Source organism: Nocardia sp. NPDC004860, assembly GCF_040609015.1.
Taxonomy (GTDB): Bacteria; Actinomycetota; Actinomycetes; order Mycobacteriales; family Mycobacteriaceae; genus Nocardia.
Window position 1 is genome coordinate 79,949 of sequence record NZ_JBEXJI010000011.1, and the last position, 25,343, is coordinate 105,291.

Genomic DNA, 25,343 nt, shown 5'->3' on the forward strand with positions numbered 1-25,343 from the left:
CGTTCGCCTTCTTGCGGGCGTACACACCGGGTGCGGTGTGACAGCGGGCTTGCGAATTCAGTGCGGGATTGTGAGCCGGGGCCGAAGATCGTTGTCGGAGATGGGTTTTCCCTGGTCGAGCGCGGTGAGCAGGGCGTGCGCGCGGGCCTCCAGGCCGGGTGTGTCGATGTCGTAGGGCGCGGGTTGGTAAGCGGCGAGCCGCTGTGCCGCGCGCTCGAGCAGGGTGCGCGCGCCCTTCGGATTCCCGCGCTGAATGTGGGTCAGTCCAACGGCAAATTGCGCGAGGCCCTGCCACAGCGATTTCTCCGCGAACGGACCGCTCTTCCAGGCGGCCTCGAGGACCTCATGGGCGTTGAAGGCCAGGCCGTCGTCGAGCAGGCGCTGGGCGTAGTCGAGGGTTTCGAGGGGCGGCAGGTCGAGATCATCGGGTATCCGGGGGACACCGGCGCTGCCGAATGGGAGGGGTCGCCCAAAACGGTCACGAGGTCGGGCATTCCGGGCGCGTCCGTTCTCGTCGCGGTCCCGTCCGGTGTCGTCCTGGGTCGGCTGGGGCATGTCCTCCATGATTCCCCATGGCCGGCGCGGGCGGCGCGCGCGGAGTTTGCCTGCGGGTGCGCGAATGGCTGGGTAACGGAATTCGGACTTCTGAAATTGAATAGCCTCAAATTAAAGCTAATTTCGCGCAAATAATTAGCTGGCTAACCTTGCTGCAAATTTGCTGGTTGAAAACGAAAGAATGCGATCTCCCTATGACGAACCCTGCTAGGGTTTAGCGCGGGAACGGCCATCGGGGGTGCATTCCCGTCGCGAAGTGCAGAGAACGGGTTGTACGGAGCGTTTGCGTGCGACCCGTAGCACACCTGGGATTCGTGATTGAGGGATGGATCCCGAGGTCGCCAAGATCGATGCCAGCAAGATTCCAAGCTTGACGCAGAAAAGGAGCTAGTACCGTGAAGGTGGATTTCACCGGCGCCGTGTGGCGTAAGAGCAAACACAGCGGGCCCAACGGCAACTGCGTGGAGGTCGCTTTCCTCGGAGACGGCAATGTCGCGGTCCGCGACAGCAAGGACCACGGTGGCGGGCCGATCCTGGCCTTCACCCCTGGCGAATGGGATGCCTTCGTGGCGGGCGTCTCCGATGGCGAGTTCAAGCGGGCCTGACCGCTGCGCCACCGGGAAAAACTGAAGCCCCCGAGTCCCGGAGACTCGGGGGCTTCGCTCTGTGTTCAATTCGCCCTCCGCTTCGCTCCGGGCGGGTTCGCGGCCCTGAGGTCTCGATTCTTCCCTCCTCCGCTCCTCCGCTTCGCTCCCCCGCTCCAAGGCGGAGGTCTATTCCAGCCGCGGTCCAGAATCGAGACGGCCGCGAACCTGTAGGTGCGGTTTCAGTGGGCGCGGTCTTGGACCTTGCGCAGCACCGTCAGCTGCGCGTGCTCGGCCGCATGATCGTTGGCGGCATTGAGTTCGCGCTCCTCGGGCGGATCGGCCCAGAAGAACGTGCCGCTGCCGGGGCGGCCGGCGATCCCGAGTTCGTTCATCTTCCGGGGTACCCGAGCGCCCTGATACGCCAGGGGAATCGGATGGCCGTGCGCATCCACCGGCCCCAGCGGCTGGTGCACCTCGATGTACTCGCCGTGCGGAAGCCGCCGCACCACACCGGTTTCGATGCCGTGCTCGAGCACGCTGCGGTCGGCGCGCTGCAGACCCAGGCACAACCGGTAGGCAATGGTGTAGGCCAGCGGCGGGACGGTCAGCAGCGCGATGCGGAAGGCCCAGGTGGTGGCATTGAGCGAGATGTCGAACTTGAAGGCGATGATGTCGTTGACGCAGGCCAGGGTGAGGATCAGGTAGAAGCTCAGCGACATGGCCCCGATGGCGGTGCGCACCGGCACGTCGCGCGGCCGCTGCAGCAGGTTGTGCCGGGCCCGATCGCCGCTGAGCCGCTTCTCGATCCACGGGTAGGCGATGATCAGCGTGAAGATGAGCGGCATGAACAGCGCCACCGAGAACGCGCCCGGGACGGTGTGCCCGAAGGGATAGGCCTCCCAGGCCGGGAACAGGCGCAGGAAGCCGTCGGTCCACATCATGTAGAAATCGGGCTGGGTGCCGGCGGAGACCTGAGAGGGGTTGTAGGGCCCCAGGTTCCAGATCGGATTGATCTGCAGCAGCCCGCCCATGAGCGCCAGCACGCCGAGGGTGAAGGCGAAATACGCGCCCTGGTCGAGCGAGAAGACCGGCACGATGCGGGTGCCGATGACGTTCTTCTCGGTGCGGCCCGGGCCCGGGTATTGGGTGTGTTTCTGGTACCAGACCAGCGCGATGTGAACTCCGATGAGCGCCAGCATGATTCCGGGCAGCAGCAGCACGTGCGCGATGTAGAGGCGCGGGATGATGATGCTGCCGGGGAAGTCCCCGCCGAACATGAGCCAGTGCAGCCAGGTGCCGATCACCGGGCTGCCCAGGGTGATTCCGGCGAAGGCGGCGCGCAGGCCGGTGCCGGAGAGCAGGTCGTCGGGCAGCGAGTAGCCGAAGAAGCCCTCGAACATGGCCATGATGAACAGCAGTGCGCCGATCACCCAGTTGGCCTCGCGGGGTTTGCGGAAGGCGCCGGTGAAGAAGACCCGGCACATGTGGATGATCATGGCCGCGGTGAACAGCAGTGCGGCCCAATGGTGCACCTGCCGGACGAAGAGTCCGCCGCGGACGTCGAAGGAGATGTTCAGCGCGCTCTCGTAGGCGCGCGACATGGTGACCCCGCGCAGCGGCTGGTAGGCGCCGTTGTAGGTGACGTCCTGCATGGACGGGTCGAAATACAAGGTCAAATAGACGCCGGACAGCAGCAGAATGATGAAGCTGTACAGCGCTATTTCACCGAGCAGGAACGACCAGTGTGTCGGAAATACCTTGTTGATGGATCTTTTGAGGAATGCGGCGCCTTTGTAGCGCTCGTCCATGCCATCGGCTTGTTGCGCAAGTCGACCGGCGAGCCTGCTGGTGGTTGCCATCGCGGTCACCCCGCCCCCGGGAGAATGGTAAGGCTTCTACTACAAACGGTAGCACCCGGAGGCGCTGCGCCGTGCGGGGTTTCGTTATGGTCATCGGGTGAAATCCCTGGCCGCCCGGGACGCCACCATGTACTGGCTGTCCGCGCGTACCCGCAACGACCTGTTCCTGCTCTACTGCTTCGCCGACACCGGACGCGAGGCCGGCGAGCTGCGGGCGGAGGTCGCGAGCCGGGTGGTCCACATTCCGGATTTGCTGATCCATGTGCTGGATACTCCTGCAAATATTGCGTATCCGATTTGGGCGACTTGCGAATTCACGAACGAGCAGTTCGTCGACCATCGTCTCTCCGACGCCACGTGGGTGAATGTCACCGCCGCCGTGGGCGATCTGCTCGGCGCCGGCCTGAACGCGAACGACCGCCCCTGGCGGCTGCACGTGTTCCGAAATGTCCGGGACGTCCCGGGATTCGCTACCGGTGAGTGTGCCCTGGTAGTGCTGCTCCAGCTGTCCCATGCCCTGGCCGACGGCCGCCGCGCCGCTGCCATCGCGCGAGCATTGTTCAGCAGCAGCGAATTTCCGGCATCTGCCTCCGAGGCTTCCTCGAGCCGACTCCTCGGTCGGTTCCTTCCACACAGCATTCGTGATGCCGTGACGAGCGTCCTCGCCGCTACGGTTGCGCTACCAGGGATCCCGATCGGCATGGCGCGCACCGTCGTTCGCGGTCTGGCCGCCGCCCGGGCCCAGCGCCGGCTGGCCGAGCTCACGGCCGCCGGGGAACTGCCGCCACCCGCACCCGATACCGAACCGACGGCCCTGAACGGCACCGGCGCAGCGCCTGTCGCGCATATCGTTCGCATGCTGGTGTGCGACAAGAATCGGCTGCGGGTACCGGACCACTCGGTAACGGTGGTGGCGCTCACCGCCATTTCCCTCGCGTTGGAGACCTATCTCTCGGAGCGCGGCGCCGCGGTCGCCGACCTGCGCGCCCAGGTCCCCATGGCGATCGCCACCGCGGCAGACGGCCGCAACGGCTACCGCGACCTGTCGGTGGATCTGGCCGTCGCCGCATCCCCGCCGCGCATCCGCGCCGATCGCATCGCCGCCGACCTCGCCGGGCGCCGCACGCGCGCCGCACATCCGCTCCAGGACGCGCAGGATTCGGTGACCGCCGTCCTCCCCGCCCCGCTGCTGCACCATGACGTGATGCATGCCCCGATAGATGTGCTCCCCGAACGAGTTTCGGGTCATACCGTGGTCTCCAGCGTCGACCGCGGTCCCGCGGACCTCCGATTCGGCGGCGGCGCAGCCCGATTCACGGCCGGCTTTCCGGCCCTCGGCACGGTCATGCACCTGACCCACGGCATCCACGGCCTCGGCGAGACGGTCACCGTCTCCATCCACGCGGACCCCGCGGTAATCCCCGACGTCGACCGCTACAGCGCCCTGTTGGATTCGGCGATCGACGAGATCACCTGCGCATTGCGGGAATCCGGCGCCACGGGCTGACCGGGGCTGGATATGTCGCGGGGCTGGATATGCGGAAGGCTCCGGCCGGACCGAGTCCGGCCGGAGCCTTGCGGGCCCGGCAATGCTGCCTGTTTGCCCGAATCACCTCTGATGCTTTCGATCGAGCGAATGGATCGCCGGGTTCAACGGCGGATCAGACCATACCGTTGACCAGCGGATGCTCCGAGACGCCCTCGGGGACGCCCCATTGACTATGCGCGAGTGCTTCGAAAACGCAGATCAACAACAATTTTCGGGCGCGATGCCCGGAATTGACTTCGGATTCGACTCCGGATTCCTGGCCGCGCATGCCGACCACTGGGCCGCGCCGCGGTCCGGGCTCGGACAACATCCAGAACAGTTCCGGCCCCATCAGTGTCGAGCGTCCGCCCGTCTCGCTGAACCACCGACCGGAGTATTCGATCATCAGATCGGTGAATGTTTCGACGTTGCCGACTGCGTCGGTGAACTGTGTCATCGCACCCGATCGATCCAGACTGTTCTGGATGATCGAAGCCAGCCGGCTCGCGATTTCCCGGAACTGATCTACTCCTTGGTCCTGCCACATGGTCATCGCCATTCTTCGCTCCAGAGAGGGTTTCAGAGGTGACTGAGGGGTCGATCGAGCTGCGTCCGCCATTACATTTGCGCGGCGGTCATCGAGACCTGGGGTCGTTCGACGGCCTCCGGCGCCGCTGACCTGTGCTGTGCGCCGATGCCTGCGGTCTGCCCGCGGGAATACCCGGGCCCGATGGATTCAAGCGGGTAGAGCCTGGGCTGACGCGCTGCAATGGGTTCCGCGGAGCGCTCCGCATCCGGTGAGGTGAACGACTCGGCCGCGAACTCGGTGGCCTCGAGGTCGGCTTCGAGCTCGGCGGCCTCGTGCTCGGCGGCTCCGAGCTCAGTGGTTCCGAGCTCAGTGGTTCCAAGCTCAGTGGTTCCAAGCTCAGTGGTTCCGAGCTCGGTGGCCTCGTGCTCGGCTGCCAGCTCGGCCGCGACCTGTTTGCCGCGCTGCCAGAGCATCAACGTGAGGTGCACCGCGAACAGCATGGTCAGCGGCATGCCGGCGTAAATGAACATGGCCACGACGCCGCCACCGATCTCGTGGGCGTACTGGATATTCCCGGCAATCGAGAGCATGGTCGAAAGAACGAACAACACGGTCGAATACCACCAGCCCACACTCCACTGCCGGAACGAGGCGGTGGCGATGATCGAACCGATTACCAGGCCGTCGATGGCGATCGGCACATTCGAGGCCAGGTCGGGCGGTACCAGATTGCGTATCGAGAGTTGGTGCAGGGCGGCGAAAGACATTTGAAATGACTTGACTGCTACTACGCCCGCGACAATTAACGAAGCATGTGCCAACCGGGGTCTGAACGAACTCAGTCGTCCCATGACGTCCCCCGCCCTGTGCAGCGCGGGCGCTTGCACGTCGTCATCTGTGGATCTCGCGGCTGTGATCTCCATCATGGCGGCGAGGGTACTGTGCGGCCGGTCCCCGGATTGTGTACCGCGCCAGTTTCAGATTCGGTGCTGCGCAGGCGCGCGCAATAGAGCTCTCGACAGTTAGCCGTCAATTAACTCGAATCCCATGGGCTGCAACACATCACGCCTGACCGCACCAATCGGGCCAGCGCAAGTACCCAACCAATAGGTGTTTCGTGCCAATCATCCGTTTCGGTCCGTCATCTCGTCGCGCCCTGACGAGAACCCAACTGCAACTTGGCCAAAGCCCATCGCATGATCTCCACCGACGTGCCCCCCGGGAGGAGCCATGCCACCACCGGCACCACGAAAGTCATTGTGCCCGCGATGAACAGCGCTGATGTGGGCCCAATCGACAGCAGGATACCGGCCAGTGCGGCCTGTGATCCGTGCGATCCGGCCGTTGAGACCCATGGCCGCGACCAGTGCGTGCCACTCGTCCGCGTTCACCAGATCGGGCGCCAGAGCGCCGGGGGAAGGATCGAAGACCGCGGCCGGCGCGCTGGATCGGCCGACCGGGTGGCCGCAATACCAGGACGGGTCATGGGGCACTGCGCGAGTCCGAGACTGCGGCCCGACCGGCTGCGGGTCGGCGGAAATGCGGAAGGCCCCGGCCGGACTGGGTCCGGCCGGGGCCTTCGAAGCGGAGGATAGGGGATTTGAACCCCTGAGGGCTGTTAACCCAACCCGCGTTCCAGGCGAGCGCCATAGGCCACTAGGCGAATCCTCCGCCGAGCAATATACCGGGTGCCCCCCTGGTGGAAGCAAATGCCGTGGTCGGCGGCTACTTCTTCTTCAGATTGGTGAGGGCTTTCTGGGCCTGGTCCTTGCAGACCTGGGCGATCGCGTCCTTGCTGACGTCCTGGCCCTTGGCCATGCGCAGGCGGATGTTGACCTTGACGGAGGCGTTGTCGTCCTTGACCGCGACCGTGTAGTCGGTGGTGGTCCAGTAGGTCCAGTCGTCGACCTTGGCCGACCAGTAGCCCGCCTCGCCGATGCCGTTCACGTCGCCGGCGGTGCGGCCGCTGCCGGTGGTGCCGGTGTCGGTCGTCTTCCAGGTGTCGTATTCGGGCTTGTTGTAGGCCGTCGGCGCGCCGCTCGAGAAGGACACGTCGAGGGTGAGGTCGGCGGTGTTGGTGGTGTACTTGTCGGTCTTGCTGGCCTCTTCGTTGCCGGCGCGGCAGTCGAAGCGCCCGCCCGAGTAGTCGGTGGGCTTGGTCTCGGAGTGCTCGGGGGTGCCCTTGGAGGTGGACACCCACTTGCTCAGCACCGAGGTGTCGATCACGCTGCAGCCGTTGGTGACACCGTCCATCGTGTACTTGCCGGCGTTCTTCTTCTTGTCGTCGCTCAGCGGCGAGGGGCCGTCGCCGCCGGAGAGGGCGACCGCGCCGATGATGACGCCGACGATCACCACCAGGCCGATGACACCGCCGACGATCCAGCCGGTCTTGTTGCCGCCCGAGCGGGGCGGCTGCGCCGGGTAGCCGTAGGCGGGCGCGATCGGCGGGGTCGGAGGCGGCGGGGCGTACTGCTGCTGGGGGAAGCCGCCGGACATCGGTTGCTGCGCGTAGCCCCCGGAGACCGGCTGCTGCGGGTAACCGCCCGGCACCGCCTGCTGCGGGAATCCCCCCGACATCGCCTGCTGCGGGAATCCACCCGGCACCGCCGGGTAGCCGCCGGAGGGCTGGCCGGTCGAAAGCGGCTGGGCGGGCGGCGTGTATGGCGGGATGCCGCCGGCGTTGTAGTTCAGCATGGTCGGGTCCGCGCCCTGGACCGGTTGACCGGCGTCGGTTCCGCTGGGCGGGGTGGCCCACCACTGCGCGGTTTCCTGGGCTTTCGCCGGGTCGTGCGGCCCACCCGATCCTGGATCGGAACTCGTCATCTCGTCTTTCCCCTCCGGAATTTCGCGGGTGACCCCGCTTATCGCAGGCATCGTATCGACCCGGTAGCGCACGGGGCGCGGTGAGCCGCTACACTGGCCGACGGATCCAGCGCGGCGCGCATCCTGTGAACTCCCCCAGGGCCGGAAGGCAGCAAGGGTCAACGGGCTCTGCCGGGTGCGCTGGGTCCCCTTTCATTTTCGAGGCCCGATCGGGCGGCGACGGAACTGTATATATCCCTGCCGAATCGGAGCGGCCGCCTAGTAACGTGGTCGGTTGGGTTCGCGGTGCGCGCAACCCTGGACAAACATCCCACGCCATTGGAAAGGCTGTCAGATGCCTCGGCAGACGCAATTCGGTTTGATGAGCCATGCGGAACTCGTGACGGAACACGAGACGCAGACCGCGAACTACGCGAAGCTCAAGACCGAGAAGCTGACGCTGGACATTACGAGAGGAAAGCCCTCGCCCGAGCAGCTGGACCTCTCGCAGGAACTCCTCGAGCTGCCGGGCACCGCCGACTACCGCGACGCCAACGGCACCGATGTGCGCAATTACGGTGGCCTGCACGGCCTGCCGGAGCTGCGCGCCATCTTCGGTGAGCTGCTCGGCATTCCGGTGTCGAATCTGCTCGCGGGCAACAACGCCAGCCTGGAGATCATGCACGACCTGCTGGTGTTCTCGATGCTGTACGGCACCGCCGATTCGGTGCGCCGCTGGGCCGACGAGCCGGTGCTCAAGTTCCTGTGCCCGGTGCCGGGGTACGACCGGCACTTCGCCATCACCGAGTCGCTGGGCTTCGAGATGATCCCGATCCCGATGAAGGGTGACGGCCCGGACACCCACCTGATCGCGGAGCTGGTGGCGTCCGACCCCAGCATCAAGGGTCTGTGGGCGGTGCCGAACTACTCCAACCCGACCGGCGTCACCTTCTCCGAAGCCGTTACCCGCGAACTGGTTTCGATGCCGACGGCCGCGCCGGACTTCCGCCTGTTCTGGGACAACGCCTACGCGGTGCACCCGCTCACCGACACCGCGGAGCCGGTGCTGGACGTGCTGGGCCTGGCCGCGTCGTCGGGGCACCCGAACCGCCCGTTCGTGCTGGCCTCCACCTCGAAGATCACCTTCGCGGGTGCGGGCGTGAGCTTCTTCGGCTCGTCGACCGCGAACCTGGAGTGGTACCTGAAGCACCTGGGCAAGAAGACCATCGGCCCGGACAAGCTGAACCAGCTGCGGCACCTGCGCTTCTTCGGGGACGCCGAGGGTGTGCGGGAGCACATGCAGAAGCACCGCGCCATCCTGGAGCCGAAATTCAAACTGGTGCTGCGGATTCTGGAGGACCGGCTGGGCGCCTCGAAGGTGGCGTCCTGGACCGAGCCGAAGGGCGGCTACTTCATCAGTCTGGACGTGCTGGAGGGCACCGCGAGCAAGGTGGTGGCGCTGGCCAAGGACGCGGGCATCGCGCTGACCCCCGCCGGATCGTCCTACCCGTACGGAAAGGACCCGGAGGACAAGAACATTCGCATCGCGCCCAGCTTCCCGTCCGAGGGTGAGCTGGAGCAGGCGATGCAGGGCCTGGCCACCTGCGTGCTGCTGGCCGCGTCCGAGAAGCTCATGAACTCCTCCGCCTCCCCGAGCCTGTAGCGGGCGGTTCGGGTGCCGTGACCGGTCGGCAACCCGTGCCGGCGGTTGGGTGCCGCTAGCATTTCGGGGTCCCCGATGAGTTACCCTCGTGCTCCGAAATCAGTTGTTGCGAAACATTTTTCGCGCGTCGGGCGCGCACCGGAACCGGTGCGCGCCCGGGCTGTTCCTCAGTGCGGCTTGTGGGCCAGCACCGCGAAGATGGTCACCGACAGGTGGATGTCGCCGCTGGCGGCGCCGGCCTCCAGGTCGGCGAGCAGCTGGTCGCGCTGACGCTCGGTAATGGCGCTGCGCGCGACGGCCCGGTCCGCCACCCGGGCGAGGAGCGCGCCCGCACCGACGCGGCCGTCCTGCACCAGCGCGTGCGAGCCGATGTCGTCGACGACCAGCCCGGCCTTGGTGAGCTGACCCGCCAGCCGGCGGCCCGCGTAGGGATTGGTGGTGCCCGCGATCATGGTCTCGATGACCTCGTGCACGACGTGCCGGTCGCCCGGATGCACGATGGCCGTGCCCCAGTCGCTGTCCATGACCACCACGCGCCCGCCGGGGCGCAGCACCCGGGCGATCTCCCCGGCGGCCCGGGCGGGTGCGGTGAGGTGCTGGAAGACGCGCTCGCACAGCGCCACGTCGAAGCTCTCGCTGCCGACGGGCAGACCGTAGGCGTCACCGCTGACGAATTTGGCGGCGGATCCGGCCTGGGCGGCACGGCGTTCGGCGGCGCTGCGCAGATGCGGGTCGGGTTCGACGCCGAGCGCGGTGCCGGTGGGGCCGACCAGGTCGGCGAAGGTCAGGACCTCCGACCCGGAGCCGGACCCGATGTCGACGGCGCTCTCGCCGGGCCGGGTGGCCAGGGCCTCGTGGGCCCAGGCGCGCAGGCTCCGGATGCCCGGCAGCGCTGCCTGTAGATCGTGAACGTCGACGAGCTGGTCTTGTCCATCGCGGTCGAAGCGGTCCGGTCGCAGTCCGGACCCAGCGGCAGGGTGCGCCGCGGCTCGCACTGAAGAATTAGCCATGGTGTCGGGCATGGCCGCAGCCTAGTCCTTCTGGGGCGCCACCGTGACCCGCGTCACCGCGACCGGGGATGAATGGGATGATCGATGCATGGTGAGCCGCACGCTGTGTATTGCGCAGGAATCCGATGCCGACGAGCTGCTTTCGACCGATGATTTCGCCCTGTTGGTCGGAATGATGCTGGATCAGCAGTTTCCGATGGAGCACGCCTTCCGCGGCCCGTGGAAACTCGCCGACCGCATGGGCGGGTTCGATATCCACAAGATCGCCGCCGCCGATCCCGAGGCATTCGAGGAGCTGGCCGCGACCCCGCCGGCCATCCACCGCTACGGCCGTTCCATGGGCCGGCGCGTCCAGGAGCTGGCTCGATTCATCGTGGAGAACTACGACGGCACGACCGCGGCGCTGTGGACCGAGGGTGATCCGGACGGCAAGGAAATCCTGAAGCGGCTGAAGAAGCTGCCGGGTTTCGGCGATCAGAAGGCGCGGATCTTCCTGGCGCTCTTGGGTAAACAGCGCGGGCTGACCGCCAACGGCTGGCGCGAGGCCGCGGGCGCGTACGGCGAGGACGGTTCCCGCCGCTCGGTCGCCGATGTGACCGACGCCGAATCCCTCACTCAGGTGCGGGAATTCAAGAAACAGGCGAAGGCTGCCGCCAAGGCGAAGTAAGTGGTGTCCGGTTCGCCCGGATCGAATCAAGCTGGTTTTTAACCTCCAGAAACCTGTGAGGTTGCTTAATGCTTGCCGCCGACAGTTCAGTTCGCGGCAGTGGAAGCAGTAAGCAGAATGAAGATGAGGAAATTCACCGGGATTGTGGCATTGGTGATCGCGGCTACCGGCGTGACGGCCGGCACCGCCTACGCCGCTCCGGCCGAGGCCGACAACGCCGCCATCAATTACACCGGCCAGTCCACCGACACCGGTGCGATCATCCGGACCGACGCCGGGTCACTGGTGGTCGAGGACGGCGTGCTGAAGATCAAGGCCGCCAATGGGACCACCGTCGCGGGTACGGAATTGAAGTTCCGGGTCGACGATTTCGAGTTCCCGATCGCGGCGGAGATCAACGACCGCACGGCCACTCTGACGCCGCAGTTCGATGAGGCGCACGCGGTGTACAAGCCGGTCGCCCTGCCCTACGAGGATCAGGCGCCCTGGAAGACCCAGTACGACCGGGAACTGGCCGCCTGGAACCGCCTGACCAGCTCGATCAGCGCGGGCGCGACCCTGGGCACGCTGGTCGGCGGGCTCGGTGGCGCGGCGGTGGGCTGCATCGCCGGCGGCGCCGCCGGTCTGGTGGCCACCGGTGCGCTGGCCACGCTGTTCGGCGCGGGTCCGCTCGCGGGCTGCGTGGTGGGTGCGGCCACCGTCGGCTTCCTGGGTACCATCGCCGGTCAGTTGTTCGTCACGGCTCCGGTCGCGATTGCCGCTGCGGTGCAATACTTCACGACTATCAATCAGCCATTCACACCTGCCAAGTAGGCCATTTCGGCAACCGATGGGCAAAGATTCACCGGCAAGGAACCGACGTGCCACGTTGTGTTTGAAAAGGCCGGTTTCCATCACAGCGTCCCAGGGCTACACCTGACCTTGTTGCCCTGGGACGCATCCGCTCATCTCAAGAGGAATTCCGAATACACATGCGTCTCAAGAATTTCGCCGCGGTGTCCGCGCTCGTGGTCGCCGCCCTGGGCGTCACCGCCGGTACCGTGAACGCGGCCCCGGCCGCCGACAATGCCGCGATCAACTACACCGCCACCAACTCCGAGACCAACACCATCATCCACACCGATGGTGGCTCGATGGTCGTCGAGAACGGCAACTTCCTGATCAAGGCCGCCAACGGCAACATCCTCGCCGGTATGCCGCTGAAGGTTCAGGTGGACGACTTCACCTTCCCGATCGCCGCGGAGATCTCGGACCACACCGCGACCCTGACCCCGCAGTACGACATGGACCACGCGGTCTACACGCCGGCCAACGTCAAGGACGTCTCCCTGCCGTACGAGGACCAGGCTCCCTGGAAGTCGGACTACGACCGTGAGCAGGCCGCCTGGAACCGCATGAAGGACACCATCGCGATGGGTGCGACCGTCGCGACCCTGGTCGGTGGTCTGGGCGCCGCGGCCGTCGGCTGTGTCCTGGGCTTCGGCCTCGCCGGCCTGGCGTCGGCTCCGCTGGCCGCTCTGTTCGGCGCGGGCCCGCTCATCGGCTGCCTCGTCGGCGCTTCGACCGTCGGCTTCCTGGGCACCATCGCCGGTCAGCTGTTCATCACCGCGCCGGTCGCCATCGCCGCCGCGATCCAGTACTTCACCACCATCAACCAGCCGCACATCAGCGCTCCGGCTCCGGCCAAGTAAGAGCGCGGTTCTAACGGTTCTATAGGAGCGAGGGGCTCTATAGGCATCAGCTGATACCTCATCGGGACAGCCCGCTCGGCCGTATGGCCGAGCGGGTTTCCCATTTCAACTGTTCACCGCGTCAGCACCCCGGATCCATATCTCGTTCGGGTCGGCCCGTTTCGATCATTCGGTCCAACCTGCGGACTGTCTGATGAGGAAACAAAGGGAAATGCGCTTCAAGAATTTCGCCGCGACCGCGGCGCTGGTCATCGCCGCCATGGGCGTCACCGCCGGCACCGTCAATGCGGCCCCGGCTGCCGACAATGGCGTGATCGATTACGCGGCAACGACTTCCGACACCAACACCATCATCCACACCGATGGTGGCTCGATGGTGGTCGAGGACGGCACCTTCAAGATCAAGGCTGCCAACGGCACCGTGCTGGCCGGCCTGCCGCTGAGCTTCCGGGTCGACGACTTCGAGTTCCCGATCGCCGCGGAGATCGCCGACCACACCGCGACCCTGACGCCGCAGTACGACATGGACCACGCGGTCTACAAGCCGATCAACCTGCCCTACGAGGACCAGGCTCCGTTCAAGAGCGACTACGACCGTGAGCTGGCGGCTTTCAACCGTATGAAGGACACCATCTCCACCGGCGCCACCATCGGCACCCTGGTCGGCGGTCTGGGCGGCGCGGCCGTCGGCTGCATCGCCGGCATCGGTGTGGGTCTGGTCGCCACCGGCGCCCTGGCCACCCTGTTCGGCCTCGGCCCGCTCGGCGGCTGCGTCCTGGGTGCGGCCACGGTCGGCTTCCTGGGCACCATCGCCGGTCAGCTGTTCGTGACCGCGCCGGTCGCCATCGCGGCCGTGTACAACTACTTCGTCACCGTCAACCAGCCGCACATCGAGGCGCCGAAGTAGCCATCGTGAGGATTCCCGACCCCCGTCCGGCGCCTGCCGGGCGGGGGTTTCGCATTGTCCCGCAACGGGACCGCGGCCGCCGACTTGCAATCGAGGTGAACGCAATCCTGTCGCGGCGCGTACGGCGGTGCTGAAGTGGGGCAATGGGCGAGCTGACCTCGATTCACGGCGCGGCCGCCGCGCTCACTCCGGTCGACGGGACCGATCTGCGGCGGACCTTTTCGCACTTTCCCAGCGGGGTGGTGGCCGTGTGCGCACGCATCGGCGGGACACCGTACGGCCTGGTGGCGAGCACCTTCGTGCCGGTCTCCCTGGACCCGCCGCTGGTGTCGATCTGCATCCAGTATTCGTCGGAGACCTGGCCGCGGCTGGAGCAGGCGAGCCGTTTGGGCCTGAGCCTGCTCAGCAGCGAGCAGGAACCGGCGGCGCGCGGGCTGAGCTCGCGGCGGGGAGACCGCTTCCGCAATGTCGACCTGCACCCCGGGAACGGGAACGCGGCGTTCGTCGCCGGGGCCACGGCATGGCTGGAAACCTCGGTGCACGAACAGGTTTCGGCCGGTGATCACGCGGTGGTGCTGCTGCGGGTGCACCGGCTCGGCACGCACCCCGATTCCGAGCCGCTGGTCTTCCACCGCAGCGGTTTCCGCGCCCTCTACGACCCGGCCCCCGACCGCGACGAGGCCGCGGGCTGATTTCCCCGTTTCCACCGGAATTCCGGAAAACGACTGCCATGCAATTGAATTCACGTTGATCGTGACCGGCGACATGCGCCGTCGGAATTCGTAGTGTCGTCTACACCATCCAGAGCGATCGAGAGACCCGGCTCGCAGACATCGCAGCAACCCCCGCGCACGTGGTGCGGGTGCTTCCGCCGGGACCGATGGAGGACGAATCCATGAGTACGCTGGCGGCGCCCACGCAGACGGAGCCCGAAGCCGAACACCACGACGGGGATCTGCCGGTCGTCCGCGCCCGCCACCCGTGGCGCTGGGTCACCGCGGCGATCGCGCTGGTGCTGGTCGCGCAGTTCGCGCACGGGCTGATCACGAATCCGGGCTGGGACTGGGGAACCTTCGCGCAGTATGTCACCGCGAAATCGGTATTGTCGGCGCTGAAGGTGACGCTGGAGCTGACCTTCTGGGGCACGCTGCTGGGCTTCTTCCTCGGTGTCTGGCTGGCCGTGGGCCGGTTGTCGAAGAACCCGGTGCTGCAGGCGATCTCGTGGACCTATGTCTGGGCCTTCCGGTCGATCCCGCTGATCGTGCAGCTGTTGTTCTGGTTCAATCTGGCCTACCTGTACAAGACGCTGTCGCTGGGCATTCCGTTCGGGCCGGAGTTCGCGCGATTCCAGACCAATGGCGTGATCAGCGGATTCACCGCGGCCGTCATCGGTTTGGCGCTGCATCAGGCCGCGTATTCGGCGGAGATCATCCGGGCCGGGATCATCTCGGTCGACGAGGGCCAGTGGGAGGCGGCCCGGTCGCTGGGCCTGCCGTGGCGGCGGCAGTTCTTCACGATCGTGGCGCCCCAGGCGATGCGCGGAATTCTGCCGAATGCCGCCAATGAGGTGATCAGTCTTTTCAAGGGCACCTCGATCGTGTCGACCATGGCGATTGCCGAGCTGTTCTATCAGGTGCAGGTCATCTACGGCCGCAATGGCCGGGTGGTGCCGCTGCTCATGGTGGCCACGGTCTGGTACATCCTGCTGACCACCGTGCTGAGCGTCGTTCAGTTCTCTATCGAACGGCACTTCTCGAAGGGCCGTCGTTCGAAGGCCGGTGATCGGCGATGACCGAGTACGCGATCGAATTGCGCGGCATCCGAAAGTCCTTCGGCCGCAATGAAGTGCTCTCGGGCATCGACTTGGCGGTGCGCCCCGGCGAGGTGACGGTGATCCTGGGCCCGTCGGGTTCGGGCAAGTCGACGCTGCTGCGCACCATCAACCACCTCGAGCAGGTGGACGGTGGCACCGTGCGGGTCGGCGGCGAGCTGGTCGGCTACCGGCGCAAGGGCGGCAAGCTGCACGAACTGCACGAACGCGAGATCCTGCGGCAGCGGGCGCGCATCGGATTCGTGTTCCAGAACTTCAATCTCTTTCCACACCTGACGGTTCGGGAGAATGTGGCGCTCGCGCCCGTGGCCGCCCAACGCCGCTCCAAGGCCGAGGTGAACGCCGAGGCATTGGAGTTGCTGGCGCGGGTCGGCCTGGCGGACAAGGCGGACGAGTATCCGAGCCGGTTGTCGGGTGGGCAGCAGCAGCGCGTGGCCATCGCGCGGGCGCTGGCCCTGCGGCCGGAGGTGGTGCTGTTCGACGAGCCCACCTCCGCGCTGGATCCCGAGCTGGTCGGTGAAGTCCTCGATGTCATCAAAGATCTGGCGCGCGGTGGTTCGACCCTGGTGATCGTCACCCACGAGGTCGGTTTCGCTCGCGAGGTCGCCGACACCGTGGTGCTGATGGACGCCGGCCGCATCGTCGAGCAGGGTCCGCCCGCGCAGGTGCTGGACAACCCGTCGCACCCGCGCACCAAAGCCTTTCTCGCGCACGTCCTCTGACGTGTTCTCACTAGGTAAGGAAAAGCTCATGTCCCTGGCAAGCCGTCGCAGACGGACCAGAGTCCTGATCGCCGTCACTCTGCTCGGTCTGCTGGCGGGCGGCTGTGCCAAGGGTGATGGCGGCACCAGCGACACGCGCAGCGTGAACGGCCTGACCTATGACCTGTCACCGGAGCAGAAGGGGCGCATTCACGCCGGCAAGGTGGATTCGATTGCCGCGCAGGTCCCGCAGGCCATTCGCGACCGCGGCACGCTGGTGGTCACCGGCACTGTCGGCGCGACGCCGCCGCTCGGCTTCTACGCCACCGATGATCGCACCGTCATCGGTTCCGAGGTGGATGTCGCCACACTGATCGCCGACATTCTCGGCCTGAAGCTGGAGCGCCGGAACGGGGACTGGTCACAGAACTTCGTGAAGATCGACTCGGGCGAGGTCGACCTGTTCGTCAGCAATGTCACGGTCACCGAGGAGCGCAAGGAGAAGTACGACTTCGCCACCTACCGCAAGGACACTATCGCCCTGGAGGTGCCGAAGGATTCGACCTGGACCTATCAGGACCGGAAGTCGCTGGCCGGCAAGAAGATCGGCGTCGGTTCCGGCACCAATCAGGAGCAGCTGCTGGTCGCCTGGAACGACCGGAACGTGGCCGAGGGGCTGCCCGGGCTGGAACTCGCCTACTACCAGCAATCCTCGGATTACTACCTGGCGCTGTCCTCCGGCCGGATCGACGGCTATGTGGGCCCCAACCCGGCAGCGCAGTATCACTCCGCGACGACCGGCAACAAGGTGCTCACCACCTGGTCCGGAGCGGGAGACGCACTGCAGGCCGAGATCGCGGCACTCACTCGCAAGGACAACGGGCTCATCGGCCCCGTGCAGCAGGCCGTCCAGTACGCCATCGACCACGGGACCTACAAGCAGGTCCTCGACCGCTGGGGCCTCGGTGACGAGGCCGTGCAGCAGTCGCGGATCAATCCGCCCGGACTACCCAAGAAGAAGGGATGAGCGTGTCGCGCACCGTATTCCATGTCGCACAGCACGATCCGCTGGCCGCGCCGCTGCTGGCGGAGCTGGCCATCGAATACAGCAGCCGCTACGGCCGCACCCCGGGTGAGGTGCACGCGGATCTGACCGGCTATTCGGCCGGCCATTTCGCGCCGCCGGACGGCGATCTGCTGATCGTGGTGGAGGACGGCGAACCGGTGGCGGGCGGCGCCTTCCAGCGCTTCGACGCGGAAACCGCGGAGCTGAAACGGATCTGGACGTCGAGCGCGCACCGCCGCCGAGGGCTGGGCCGGTTCGTGCTCGAGCAGCTCGAGGCCGAGATCGCCCGGCGCGGCTACCGGCGCATCTACCTGACCACCGGACCGCGTCAGCCGGAGGCCGTGGCGCTGTACACGGCCGCGGGCTACACCGCGCTGCCGCGCGACATCGTGAAGGAGGTCGGGCACGTGCACCCGTTCGAGAAGTACGTCCCCGCCGGCCGGCGTTCCGGCGACACCGAGGCGGTCCCGGCATGAAATTCCTGCTCCTGACCCTGATCACGCACACCCCGGACCCGGTGACCGGCACTGCCGAGACGCCCCGCCGGCGGTTGCGCCGCGTGGTCGACAGCGCCCGGCTGGCCGAGGACCTCGGGTACGACGGCTTCGCGGTGGGGGAGCGGCACGAGGATCCGTTCATCTCCGCCGCCCCGCCGGTGGTGCTGAGCCATATCGCCGCGGTCACCTCGCGCCTGGCCCTGTTCACCGGTGTCACCACGCTGAGCCTGCTGGATCCGGTGCGCGCGTTCGAGGACTACTCCACCCTGGACAACCTCTCCGACGGGCGCCTGGAACTGATCATCGGCAAGGGCAATGGCGCGGCGCAGGCCAAGCTGTTCCACGTCACCACCGATGACCAGTGGGATCGCAATCGCGAGGGCTACGAGCTGTTCCGCAAGCTCTGGGACAGCGACAGTGTCACCTGGTCCGGCCGCTTCCGACCGGCGCTCACCGAGGCCAAGGCGCTGCCCCGGCCGCTGCAGCCGCGCCTGCGCATCTGGCACGGCAGCGCGACCAGCCGGGAATCCGCGGATTACGCTGCGCTGCACGGGGATCCGCTGTTCTCGGCGAATGTCACCTATCCGATCGAGCCGTACGCCGAACTGGTGGACCACTACCGGGAACGCTGGGCGGCCTATGGGCACGATCCGGCCGAGGCGCTGGTGGGCGCGGGTACGGCGGGCTTTCTGGTGACCCGCACCTCGCAGCAGGCCGTGGACCTGTATCGCCCGGTCTTCGAGGCCCGTCGGGCCGTGGCCCGGAAGTTCGGCGTACCCATCGTCTTCGAGACGGTGGAGGACTTCGCCGAACGCTCCTCCGCGCTCATCGGCAGCCCGGAACAGGTGCTGGACAAGGTGAGTCGCTACCACGAGCGGTTCGGCCACGAGGTGATCCACCTGAGCGCCGACGCCGACGGCCGCACCGAGGCCCAGCATCGCGAGAGCCTCGAGCTGTTCCAGGCCGAGGTCGCATCCGAACTGCGCCACCGCATTCCGAGCCGCCCGCTGGGCGGCGATCGCTACCCGTCCGGAGACCCCGCATGAATCAGCCCCTCGCCGCCCGCGCGGCCCGTCCCCTGGCGCTCGCGGGCGCGCTGGCCGCCACCCTCGCGCTGACCGCGTGCGGTGGCGGCGGTACCGCCGGCGGCAATGGCGAGCCGTCGGGCCCGCCGCAGTCGGGCGGCACCCTTCGCTACGGTCTGTCGTCGGCCCCGACCTGCTCGGACCCCGCGCAGTCCGGCACGAATCAGACCATCTACGTGACCCGGCAGGTTGTCGACTCCCTGGTCGATCAGGACCCGGAAACCGGTGCGCTGAAGCCGTGGCTGGCCGACAGCTGGACGGTTTCCCCGGACGCCAAGTCGTTCACGTTCCACCTGAAGGACGGCATTACCTTCAGCGACGGCACCCCGCTCACCGCGGACTCGGTGCGCAAGAACTTCGATTCCATCGTCGCGCTCGGCGGGGCCAAGGCGCCGCTGGCCGCGAGCTACCTGGCCGGATACACCGGCGGCACGGTGGTGGATCCGCGCACGGTGCGGGTGGACTTCGCGGCGCCGAATGCCCAGTTCCTGCAGGCGACGTCGACGCCGCAGCTGGGGATCCAGTCCGACGCCACGGTCGCCAAGCCCGCCGACGACCGCTGCCTGGGCGCGAATATCGGCAGCGGCCCGTTCACCTACGCGGAATGGAAGCAGAACGCCTCGGCCACGCTGGCCAAGCGCGCCGGATACGCCTGGGGCTCTGCGGTCTTCGCCGGCCAGGGTGAGGCGTACCTGGACAAGATCGTGTTCACCGTGGTCCCGGAGTCGGGCGTCCGCACCGGCAGTCTCGCCTCCGGTCAGCTCGATGCCGTCAGTGACGCGCTGCCGCAAGATGTTTCGCAGATCGAAGCGGGTGGCGGCCGGGTGCAGTTCACCGCGAATCCGGGCGTGCCGTTCGGCCTCCAGGTGAATGTCACCCGCGGACCGCTGCGGGACCCGGCGGTGCGGGCGGCGCTGGTGCCCGCCCTCGACCGCAAGGAACTGGTGGACACCGTGCTGGGCCCGCAGTTCAAACCGGCCACCAGCGTGCTCGCCTCGAAAACCCCGGGGTATGTGGATCTTTCATCCCGCGTGAAGTACGACCCGGACGCGGCGAAGAAGCTCCTCGACCAGGCCGGATGGGTGCCCGGCGCCGATGGGATCCGGGTCAAGGACGGCCAGCGGCTCGCCGCGGGCGTCATCTTCTCCGCGGTCTTCGCGGGTAATCAGGCCATCCTCGAACTGACCCAGCAGCAATTGAAGGCGGTCGGATTCGATCTCCGCCTGGAGCCGCTGTCGGCGGCGGAATCGAATGTGCGCCAGAACAACAAGGACTTCGACTTCGACTACTACAACTCCACCCGTGCCGACGGCGACATCCTGCGCACCACCTTCGCGGTGGACCAGCGCAACCTGAACGCCCGCGGCCCGGCCGAGCCGCTGGACTCCCTGCTCGCCCAGCAGCTGTCGGCCACCGACCCGGCCGCGCGGGTCCGCATCATCGGCGACGCCCAGTCCGCCGTGCTGGATCAGGGCCTGTGGATTCCGACCATCGAACTGTCCCAGGCCATCGGCGTGGGCAAGGGCGTGGCCGGGGTGAAGTTCGAGGCGTCGGCCCGGTTGCAGTTCCACGACACCTGGCTGAAGCGATAATTCCATGGGCCGCTACGTGATCGGACGGGTACTTCAGGCGGTAGGCGTGCTGTGGGCGGCGTTCACGCTGTCGTTCGTGGTGCTGTACCTGCTGCCGGGCGATCCGGTGGAGATAGCCGCCAATACCGCCACCGGCACCCCCGTGGACGCGGCGGCCATCGCGGAGATGCGGGCCAGATACGGACTGGACCAACCGCTCTGGACGCAGTACTGGACGGCGCTCACCCACGCGGTGCGCGGTGACCTGGGCCATTCCATCTTCAGCGGCCAGACCGTCGCCCGCGCTGTGGCCGAGGCACTGCCCTCGACCCTCGCGCTGGCCGGGCTCGGCCTGCTGCTGGCGGTGCTCGGCGGCACCGGGCTCGCCCTGGCCGCCGCCTACACCGAGCGGCCCTGGCTGCGCGGATTGCTCACCGCGCTACCGCCGATCGGGGCTTCCATGCCCGGCTTCTGGGTGGGATTGCTTTTGCTGCAGCTGTTCTCGTTCCGGCTGCGGCTGGTGCCCGCGCTCGGCGGGACCGGGTTCAGCGGCACCATCCTGCCCGCGGTCACCATCGCCATTCCGGTCGGCGCGGTGATCGCCCAGGTGCTCTACAGCAGCCTGGTCGCCACCTGGCGGCAGCCGTTCGTGGCGGTCGCCTTCGCCAAGGGCGCGTCGCGCTGGTGGGTGCAGCTGCGTCATGTGCTGCGGCCCGCCGCGACCCCCGCGTTCACGGTGGCGGGCCTGTGGGTCGGCCAGGTGCTGGCGGGCTCGGTCGTCACCGAGACCGTGTTCTCCCGGCCGGGACTGGGCCGCCTCACCCAGGAATCGGTGCTGAACCAGGACATTCCGGTGGTGCAGGGCATCGTCGTGTTCGCCGCGCTGGTCTTCGTCACGGTCAACCTCCTCATCGATCTCGCCTATCCACTCTTGGATCCCCGTGTGGCGCACCGGGATACCCGCAAGGAGCGCGCCCATGTCTGACCTTCTGCCCGCTCACCTGATCCGGAACCTGCGCGACCACCTGCGCGTCCCCTCCGGCCCGCGCTCCCGGCTGCGAGTCATCACCCTGGCCCACCCGCTCCTCGATCCCGGCATCGCCTACTGGGTCGGCGCAGAGGAGGCGTCCGATGCGTGAGGTTCTGGTGTCGTGGCCGGCACCCGCGCCGAGTCGGCGGTCGTACGAGGGTAGGTGGCCCGATCATGTCTGACGCTGTGGCGCTGTCGGATACGCCCTGGCTGCCGATCGTCCCGATGCGGCGCGCAGTGGCGTGGGTACGCGGAAATCTCGGACTGTTGGCGGCGAGTGCCGTGGTGCTCCTGGTACTGGCATGGGCGGTCGCCCCGGCGGTTTTCGCCGGGAGCGATCCCCTGCGCGGCGTGCCGGCGCAGAAGCTGCGCGGGCCCAGCGCGGGGCACTGGTTCGGGACCGACAATCTCGGCCGGGACCTGTACGCCCGCGTGGTGCACGGAACCGGTCTCTCGGTGAGCGCGACCGTGTTCGCGGTGCTGCTCGGGCTGATCGCGGGCTCGCTACTGGGATTGGTGGCGGGCACGGCGGGCGGCGCGGTGGACACGGCGATCATGCGGGTGGTCGATGTGTTGCTGTCCATACCGGATCTGCTGGTCGCGCTCGCCATGATCACCGTGCTGGGGCTGGGCACCCGCAATGTGGCCATCGCCGTGGGTGTTTCGCTCATCGCCCGGTTCGCGCGGGTGATGCGGGGCGAGGTGCTGCGGGTGCGGCGGGCCCCGTATGTGGAGGCGGCCTTCGCCTCCGGGGTGCGCTGGCACACCGTGCTGTTCCGTCATGTGCTGCGCAATGCCTACGGTCCGGTGGCGGCGCTGGCGGCGGTGGACTTCGGGGTCGCGGTGCTGTTCGTGGCCTCGCTGAGCTTCCTCGGCTATGGCGCGGTGCCGCCGACGCCGGAGTGGGGGTCGCTGGTGTCCGACGGCCGCGGGTTCCTGGCCACCGCGTGGTGGCTGACGACCATGCCCGGGCTGGTGATCGTCGTGCTGGTGCTGTCCACCCAGCGGATTGCCCGGGCACTGCAGAAGGACGGTGTCCGATGACCGATCTGCTGTTGAGCATCGAGGGGCTGCAGGTCGAATACCGGGGCAGTACCGGGACGACGGCTGCCGTGCGCGGTGTCTCGCTGGAGGTGCGGCGCGGTGAGACGGTCGCGCTCGTGGGCGAATCCGGTTCGGGCAAGTCGACTCTCGCGCACGCGGTGATCGGGCTGCTGAACGGCGGCCGGATCACGGCGGGTGCGATCGGCTTCGCCGGGGAGCGCCTCGAGCACGCCTCGCAGCGGGCGCTGCAACGGATCCGGGGTGCGCGCATCGGCCTGATCCCGCAGGACCCGGGTACCTCGCTGAATCCGGTGTTGCGCATCGGTGATCAGGTCGGGGAGGTGCTGCGCATTCACGGCCGGGCGGATCGCCGCACCGCCCGGCTCGAGGCGGTGCGGATTCTGGAGCAGGCCGGGCTGGATCGGCCGGAGGTGCGGGCCGGGCAATATCCCCAGGACCTGTCCGGTGGCCAGCGCCAGCGCGTGCTGATCGGCATCGCCCTGGCCTGTGGCCCCGAACTGGTGATCGCCGACGAGCCGACCAGCGCGCTCGACGTCACCGTGCAGCGCCGCATTCTCGACCACCTCGCGCAGCGCACCGCGGAATCCGGTACGGCGGTCCTGCTCATCACCCACGACCTGGCGGTGGCCGCCGAACGCGCGGACCGCATCGCGGTCATGCAGAACGGACTGATCGTCGAAACGGGAACGGCGGCAGCGGTACTCGGCAATCCACAGCACGAGTACACGAAGCGGTTGATCGCCGCCGCCCCCACCCTGGACCGGGATCGGCATCCGCGACCCGTCCGCGAGCCCGCGACACCGCTGGTGTCGGCGACCGGGCTGCGCAAATCCTTCCGTGTCACCAGGGATTTCACGGTCACCGCGGTCGACGACGTCTCCTTGGAGATCAATCGCGGCGAAACCCTGGCCGTGGTCGGCGAATCCGGTTCGGGCAAGTCCACCACCGCCCGCATCATCGCCCGGCTGGCCGCACCGGACGCGGGCACCGTCACCTTCGACGGGCAGGACATCACCGCGCTGACAGGGGCCGGGCTGCGTGCGCTCCGCCGCCGCATCCAGGTCGTCTATCAGAACCCGTACGTGTCGCTGAACCCCAAGCTGAGTATCGGCACGATCGTGTCGGAACCCTTGCAGGCGTACGGCATCGGCGATCGCCGGTCCCGTCGTGCGACGGCCGCCGAACTCCTGGACCAGGTCGCGCTGCCGGGCGCCTACCTGGATCGCCGCCCCGCCGAACTCTCCGGCGGCCAGCGGCAGCGCGTCGCCATCGCCCGCGCCCTGGCCCTGCGTCCGGACCTGCTCGTCCTCGACGAACCGGTGTCGGCCCTGGACGTCTCGGTGCAGGCCCAGATCCTGGATCTGCTCGAACGGCTGCAGACCGACCTGGACCTGGCCTACCTGTTCATCTCCCATGATCTGGCCGTGGTCCGCCGCCTGGCCGACCGCGTGGCCGTCATGCGCCAGGGGTGTGTGGTCGAAACCGCCACCACGGCCGAGCTCTTCGGCAATCCGCAGCACGACTACACCCGCGAGCTGCTCGCGGCCGTCCCCCGGGCGACCCCGCCCGAGGTCCCCCTTCCGCTCGAAAGGACAGCCTGATGCCGCATCTCCCTCCGCTGCTGCTGGGCCTGGAACTGTCCGGCACCGGCGTGCACCCGGCCTCCTGGCGGCGCGCCGACTCCCGCGCCGAGGACCTCTTCGATGCCCGCTACTGGGTGGGCGTGCTGCGGGCCGCCGAGGACGCGGGCCTCGATCTCGCATTCCTGCCCGACGGATTCACCCTGCAACCGGCGGGGGCGATCGGCCGCCTGGACGCCGTGGCGGTGGCCGCGCGCGCCGCCGCGCAGACCCGGCGCATCGGCCTGATCCCGCAGGCGTCGGTCACCCACACCGAGCCCTTCCACCTCTCCAAGGCCATTGCCAGCCTGGACTTCGCCACGAAGGGCCGGGCGGGCTGGGAGATCACGGTCTCGGCGGGGGAGGCGGCCGTGTTCGGCCGCAAACCGGAGCAGGACGATCGCTCCCGCTGGCGGGAGGCGGACGAGGCCGTCGAGGTGGTGTCGCGGCTGTGGGACAGCTGGGAGGACGACGCCGAGATCCGCGATACGTCCACCGGCCGCTTCATCGACCGCGACAAACTGCACTACATCGACTTCGCCGGTGAGCACTTCTCGGTGAAGGGTCCGTCGATCACCCCGCGTCCGCCGCAGGGGCAGCCGCCGGTGGCGGTGCGCGCGGCCGATCCGCACAGCACCCGGGTGGCCGTGCACCGCGCCGACCTGATCCGCATTGCCGCACCGGATCTCGCGACCGCCGCGGCCACCCGCGCCGAACTGCGCTCCGCGGTCGCCGCCGCCGGGCGCGATCCCAACCGGGTCCGGGTGTTGCTCGATATCGACGTCCAGCTGGCGGACACCGTGGACGCGGCCGCCGCCGACGTCGCCCAGCTCGAGGACTGGATCGCCACCCCGGCCCCGGCGACGGTATTCCACATCGGCACCGCCGCCGAACTCCGCGACCTGCTGCGCCGCGTCGAAAGCGACTGCGCGGCAGACGGTGTGGTGCTGCGCCCGCTGGCGCTGGCCGCCGCCCTGCCGCACCTGCCCGCTCTCACCCCGTCCCTGCGCGAGCGTCTGGGCCTGCCGCGTCCGGCCGGCCGCTACGCCGGTGGCGCGCACGTCACCGCCCACGCCTGAG

25 protein-coding genes, 1 tRNA gene, 1 other RNA gene and 1 riboswitch are annotated in these 25,343 nt (G+C 67.8%); of the genes, 20 read left to right on the forward strand and 7 right to left on the reverse strand.

Features of this window, described 5'->3' with window-relative positions; all coding sequences use genetic code 11:
• Positions 1-57: 57 nt before the first annotated feature.
• Positions 58-555 carry a DUF309 domain-containing protein gene (locus ABZV44_RS21270; protein ID WP_354838728.1) on the reverse strand — a complete coding sequence of 166 codons (498 nt, stop codon included), beginning with the start codon at positions 553-555 and terminating at the stop codon, positions 58-60.
• A 395-nt stretch (positions 556-950) separates the two neighbouring features.
• On the opposite strand from ABZV44_RS21270, the gene ABZV44_RS21275 reads away from it, so the two are divergent.
• Positions 951-1,160 carry a DUF397 domain-containing protein gene (locus ABZV44_RS21275; protein WP_354838731.1) on the forward strand — a complete coding sequence of 70 codons (210 nt, stop codon included), beginning with the start codon at positions 951-953 and terminating at the stop codon, positions 1,158-1,160.
• 221 nt (positions 1,161-1,381) lie between these two features.
• Here ABZV44_RS21275 and ABZV44_RS21280 read toward each other — a convergent pair whose 3' ends face one another.
• The gene (locus ABZV44_RS21280) at positions 1,382-3,001 is read right to left on the reverse strand and encodes a cytochrome bc complex cytochrome b subunit (RefSeq protein ID WP_354838734.1); all 1,620 of its coding nucleotides are present in this window, start codon (positions 2,999-3,001) and stop codon (positions 1,382-1,384) included.
• Between the two features lie 97 nt (positions 3,002-3,098).
• On the opposite strand from ABZV44_RS21280, the gene ABZV44_RS21285 reads away from it, so the two are divergent.
• Complete coding sequence (locus tag ABZV44_RS21285) at positions 3,099-4,508, forward strand: wax ester/triacylglycerol synthase domain-containing protein (protein WP_354838736.1); 1,410 nt, start codon at positions 3,099-3,101, stop codon at positions 4,506-4,508.
• A 154-nt stretch (positions 4,509-4,662) separates the two neighbouring features.
• On the opposite strand, the gene ABZV44_RS21290 is transcribed toward ABZV44_RS21285, so the two are convergent.
• From ABZV44_RS21290 to ABZV44_RS21305, 4 genes are all read right to left on the reverse strand, one after another.
• Positions 4,663-5,088 (reverse strand): hypothetical protein, encoded by a 426-nt coding sequence (locus ABZV44_RS21290; protein WP_354838738.1) that lies wholly within the window; start codon positions 5,086-5,088, stop codon positions 4,663-4,665.
• 59 nt (positions 5,089-5,147) lie between these two features.
• Positions 5,148-5,984, reverse strand: coding sequence for a DUF2637 domain-containing protein (locus tag ABZV44_RS21295; protein ID WP_354838741.1), 837 nt, complete (start codon positions 5,982-5,984; stop codon positions 5,148-5,150).
• Between the two features lie 659 nt (positions 5,985-6,643).
• Positions 6,644-6,729, reverse strand: a tRNA-Ser gene (locus ABZV44_RS21300).
• A gap of 54 nt (positions 6,730-6,783) precedes the next feature.
• Positions 6,784-7,881: a hypothetical protein gene (locus ABZV44_RS21305; protein WP_354838743.1), complete on the reverse strand. Its 1,098-nt coding sequence runs from the start codon at positions 7,879-7,881 to the stop codon at positions 6,784-6,786.
• A gap of 99 nt (positions 7,882-7,980) precedes the next feature.
• On the opposite strand from ABZV44_RS21305, the gene ffs reads away from it, so the two are divergent.
• Both ffs and ABZV44_RS21315 read left to right on the forward strand, forming a co-directional pair.
• An RNA gene (gene ffs, locus ABZV44_RS21310) (signal recognition particle sRNA small type) lies at positions 7,981-8,075 on the forward strand.
• 140 nt (positions 8,076-8,215) lie between these two features.
• Positions 8,216-9,523, forward strand: coding sequence for an aminotransferase class I/II-fold pyridoxal phosphate-dependent enzyme (locus tag ABZV44_RS21315; protein ID WP_354838745.1), 1,308 nt, complete (start codon positions 8,216-8,218; stop codon positions 9,521-9,523).
• 167 nt (positions 9,524-9,690) lie between these two features.
• Here the strand turns inward: ABZV44_RS21315 and ABZV44_RS21320 are convergent, their stop codons facing one another.
• On the reverse strand, positions 9,691-10,533 hold the full coding sequence (locus ABZV44_RS21320; protein ID WP_354838748.1) for a methyltransferase domain-containing protein: 843 nt from the start codon (positions 10,531-10,533) through the stop codon (positions 9,691-9,693).
• Positions 10,534-10,621: 88 nt separating this feature from the next.
• Here ABZV44_RS21320 and ABZV44_RS21325 point away from each other — a divergent pair, with 88 nt between their 5' ends.
• The 16 genes from ABZV44_RS21325 to ABZV44_RS21400 all read left to right on the forward strand — a co-directional run bounded on the left by ABZV44_RS21325 (position 10,622) and on the right by ABZV44_RS21400 (position 25,342).
• Positions 10,622-11,200, forward strand: coding sequence for an HhH-GPD-type base excision DNA repair protein (locus tag ABZV44_RS21325; protein WP_354838751.1), 579 nt, complete (start codon positions 10,622-10,624; stop codon positions 11,198-11,200).
• A 117-nt stretch (positions 11,201-11,317) separates the two neighbouring features.
• Complete coding sequence (locus tag ABZV44_RS21330) at positions 11,318-12,013, forward strand: hypothetical protein (protein ID WP_354838754.1); 696 nt, start codon at positions 11,318-11,320, stop codon at positions 12,011-12,013.
• Between the two features lie 158 nt (positions 12,014-12,171).
• Positions 12,172-12,891: a hypothetical protein gene (locus tag ABZV44_RS21335; protein WP_354838757.1), complete on the forward strand. Its 720-nt coding sequence runs from the start codon at positions 12,172-12,174 to the stop codon at positions 12,889-12,891.
• Between the two features lie 211 nt (positions 12,892-13,102).
• Positions 13,103-13,798, forward strand: a complete 696-nt coding sequence (locus ABZV44_RS21340) for a hypothetical protein (protein WP_354838760.1) — start codon at positions 13,103-13,105, stop codon at positions 13,796-13,798.
• Between the two features lie 143 nt (positions 13,799-13,941).
• The gene (locus tag ABZV44_RS21345) at positions 13,942-14,490 is read left to right on the forward strand and encodes a flavin reductase family protein (protein ID WP_354838762.1); all 549 of its coding nucleotides are present in this window, start codon (positions 13,942-13,944) and stop codon (positions 14,488-14,490) included.
• A gap of 102 nt (positions 14,491-14,592) precedes the next feature.
• Positions 14,593-14,685, forward strand: a riboswitch (SAM riboswitch).
• A gap of 8 nt (positions 14,686-14,693) precedes the next feature.
• Positions 14,694-15,590 (forward strand): amino acid ABC transporter permease, encoded by an 897-nt coding sequence (locus ABZV44_RS21350; RefSeq protein ID WP_354838764.1) that lies wholly within the window; start codon positions 14,694-14,696, stop codon positions 15,588-15,590.
• Positions 15,587-16,351, forward strand: coding sequence for an amino acid ABC transporter ATP-binding protein (locus ABZV44_RS21355; protein ID WP_354838766.1), 765 nt, complete (start codon positions 15,587-15,589; stop codon positions 16,349-16,351). The genes ABZV44_RS21350 and ABZV44_RS21355 overlap by 4 nt, the downstream gene beginning before the upstream one ends.
• Before the next feature lie 28 nt (positions 16,352-16,379).
• Positions 16,380-17,357, forward strand: coding sequence for an ABC transporter substrate-binding protein (locus ABZV44_RS21360; protein WP_354838768.1), 978 nt, complete (start codon positions 16,380-16,382; stop codon positions 17,355-17,357).
• Positions 17,354-17,872: a GNAT family N-acetyltransferase gene (locus ABZV44_RS21365; protein ID WP_354838770.1), complete on the forward strand. Its 519-nt coding sequence runs from the start codon at positions 17,354-17,356 to the stop codon at positions 17,870-17,872. Before ABZV44_RS21360 ends, ABZV44_RS21365 begins: the two co-directional genes overlap by 4 nt.
• Positions 17,869-18,939 carry an LLM class flavin-dependent oxidoreductase gene (locus ABZV44_RS21370; protein WP_354838772.1) on the forward strand — a complete coding sequence of 357 codons (1,071 nt, stop codon included), beginning with the start codon at positions 17,869-17,871 and terminating at the stop codon, positions 18,937-18,939. Before ABZV44_RS21365 ends, ABZV44_RS21370 begins: the two co-directional genes overlap by 4 nt.
• Positions 18,936-20,570: an ABC transporter substrate-binding protein gene (locus tag ABZV44_RS21375; RefSeq protein WP_354838774.1), complete on the forward strand. Its 1,635-nt coding sequence runs from the start codon at positions 18,936-18,938 to the stop codon at positions 20,568-20,570. Before ABZV44_RS21370 ends, ABZV44_RS21375 begins: the two co-directional genes overlap by 4 nt.
• Before the next feature lie 4 nt (positions 20,571-20,574).
• Complete coding sequence (locus tag ABZV44_RS21380; RefSeq protein WP_354838776.1) at positions 20,575-21,534, forward strand: ABC transporter permease; 960 nt, start codon at positions 20,575-20,577, stop codon at positions 21,532-21,534.
• On the forward strand, positions 21,527-21,688 hold the full coding sequence (locus ABZV44_RS21385; protein WP_354838779.1) for a hypothetical protein: 162 nt from the start codon (positions 21,527-21,529) through the stop codon (positions 21,686-21,688). Before ABZV44_RS21380 ends, ABZV44_RS21385 begins: the two co-directional genes overlap by 8 nt.
• A 116-nt stretch (positions 21,689-21,804) precedes the next feature.
• Positions 21,805-22,623: an ABC transporter permease gene (locus ABZV44_RS21390; protein WP_354839101.1), complete on the forward strand. Its 819-nt coding sequence runs from the start codon at positions 21,805-21,807 to the stop codon at positions 22,621-22,623.
• On the forward strand, positions 22,620-24,245 hold the full coding sequence (locus tag ABZV44_RS21395) for an ABC transporter ATP-binding protein (RefSeq protein WP_354838782.1): 1,626 nt from the start codon (positions 22,620-22,622) through the stop codon (positions 24,243-24,245). The genes ABZV44_RS21390 and ABZV44_RS21395 overlap by 4 nt, the downstream gene beginning before the upstream one ends.
• Positions 24,245-25,342, forward strand: coding sequence for an LLM class flavin-dependent oxidoreductase (locus ABZV44_RS21400; protein ID WP_354838785.1), 1,098 nt, complete (start codon positions 24,245-24,247; stop codon positions 25,340-25,342). Before ABZV44_RS21395 ends, ABZV44_RS21400 begins: the two co-directional genes overlap by 1 nt.
• The last annotated feature ends 1 nt before the right edge of the window (position 25,343 follow it).

Excerpts from the sequence above, each read along its gene's own strand:
- ABZV44_RS21365 (WP_354838770.1), top strand. The coding sequence starts at position 17,354 with ATGAGCGTGTCGCGCACCGTATTCCATGTCGCACAGCACGATCCGCTG.
- ABZV44_RS21360 (WP_354838768.1), top strand. The coding sequence starts at position 16,380 with ATGTCCCTGGCAAGCCGTCGCAGACGGACCAGAGTCCTGATCGCCGTC.
- ABZV44_RS21270 (WP_354838728.1), bottom strand. The coding sequence starts at position 555 with ATGCCCCAGCCGACCCAGGACGACACCGGACGGGACCGCGACGAGAAC.
- ABZV44_RS21330 (WP_354838754.1), top strand. The coding sequence starts at position 11,318 with ATGAAGATGAGGAAATTCACCGGGATTGTGGCATTGGTGATCGCGGCT.
- ABZV44_RS21400 (WP_354838785.1), top strand. The coding sequence starts at position 24,245 with ATGCCGCATCTCCCTCCGCTGCTGCTGGGCCTGGAACTGTCCGGCACC.
- ABZV44_RS21290 (WP_354838738.1), bottom strand. The coding sequence starts at position 5,088 with ATGGCGATGACCATGTGGCAGGACCAAGGAGTAGATCAGTTCCGGGAA.
- ABZV44_RS21345 (WP_354838762.1), top strand. The coding sequence starts at position 13,942 with ATGGGCGAGCTGACCTCGATTCACGGCGCGGCCGCCGCGCTCACTCCG.
- ABZV44_RS21315 (WP_354838745.1), top strand. The coding sequence starts at position 8,216 with ATGCCTCGGCAGACGCAATTCGGTTTGATGAGCCATGCGGAACTCGTG.
- ABZV44_RS21385 (WP_354838779.1), top strand. The coding sequence starts at position 21,527 with ATGTCTGACCTTCTGCCCGCTCACCTGATCCGGAACCTGCGCGACCAC.
- ABZV44_RS21390 (WP_354839101.1), top strand. The coding sequence starts at position 21,805 with ATGCGGCGCGCAGTGGCGTGGGTACGCGGAAATCTCGGACTGTTGGCG.
- ABZV44_RS21395 (WP_354838782.1), top strand. The coding sequence starts at position 22,620 with ATGACCGATCTGCTGTTGAGCATCGAGGGGCTGCAGGTCGAATACCGG.
- ABZV44_RS21375 (WP_354838774.1), top strand. The coding sequence starts at position 18,936 with ATGAATCAGCCCCTCGCCGCCCGCGCGGCCCGTCCCCTGGCGCTCGCG.
- ABZV44_RS21340 (WP_354838760.1), top strand. The coding sequence starts at position 13,103 with ATGCGCTTCAAGAATTTCGCCGCGACCGCGGCGCTGGTCATCGCCGCC.
- ABZV44_RS21370 (WP_354838772.1), top strand. The coding sequence starts at position 17,869 with ATGAAATTCCTGCTCCTGACCCTGATCACGCACACCCCGGACCCGGTG.
- ABZV44_RS21325 (WP_354838751.1), top strand. The coding sequence starts at position 10,622 with ATGGTGAGCCGCACGCTGTGTATTGCGCAGGAATCCGATGCCGACGAG.
- ABZV44_RS21335 (WP_354838757.1), top strand. The coding sequence starts at position 12,172 with ATGCGTCTCAAGAATTTCGCCGCGGTGTCCGCGCTCGTGGTCGCCGCC.
- ABZV44_RS21280 (WP_354838734.1), bottom strand. The coding sequence starts at position 3,001 with ATGGCAACCACCAGCAGGCTCGCCGGTCGACTTGCGCAACAAGCCGAT.
- ABZV44_RS21295 (WP_354838741.1), bottom strand. The coding sequence starts at position 5,984 with ATGATGGAGATCACAGCCGCGAGATCCACAGATGACGACGTGCAAGCG.
- ABZV44_RS21355 (WP_354838766.1), top strand. The coding sequence starts at position 15,587 with ATGACCGAGTACGCGATCGAATTGCGCGGCATCCGAAAGTCCTTCGGC.
- ABZV44_RS21320 (WP_354838748.1), bottom strand. The coding sequence starts at position 10,533 with ATGGCTAATTCTTCAGTGCGAGCCGCGGCGCACCCTGCCGCTGGGTCC.
- ABZV44_RS21305 (WP_354838743.1), bottom strand. The coding sequence starts at position 7,881 with ATGACGAGTTCCGATCCAGGATCGGGTGGGCCGCACGACCCGGCGAAA.
- ABZV44_RS21380 (WP_354838776.1), top strand. The coding sequence starts at position 20,575 with ATGGGCCGCTACGTGATCGGACGGGTACTTCAGGCGGTAGGCGTGCTG.
- ABZV44_RS21350 (WP_354838764.1), top strand. The coding sequence starts at position 14,694 with ATGAGTACGCTGGCGGCGCCCACGCAGACGGAGCCCGAAGCCGAACAC.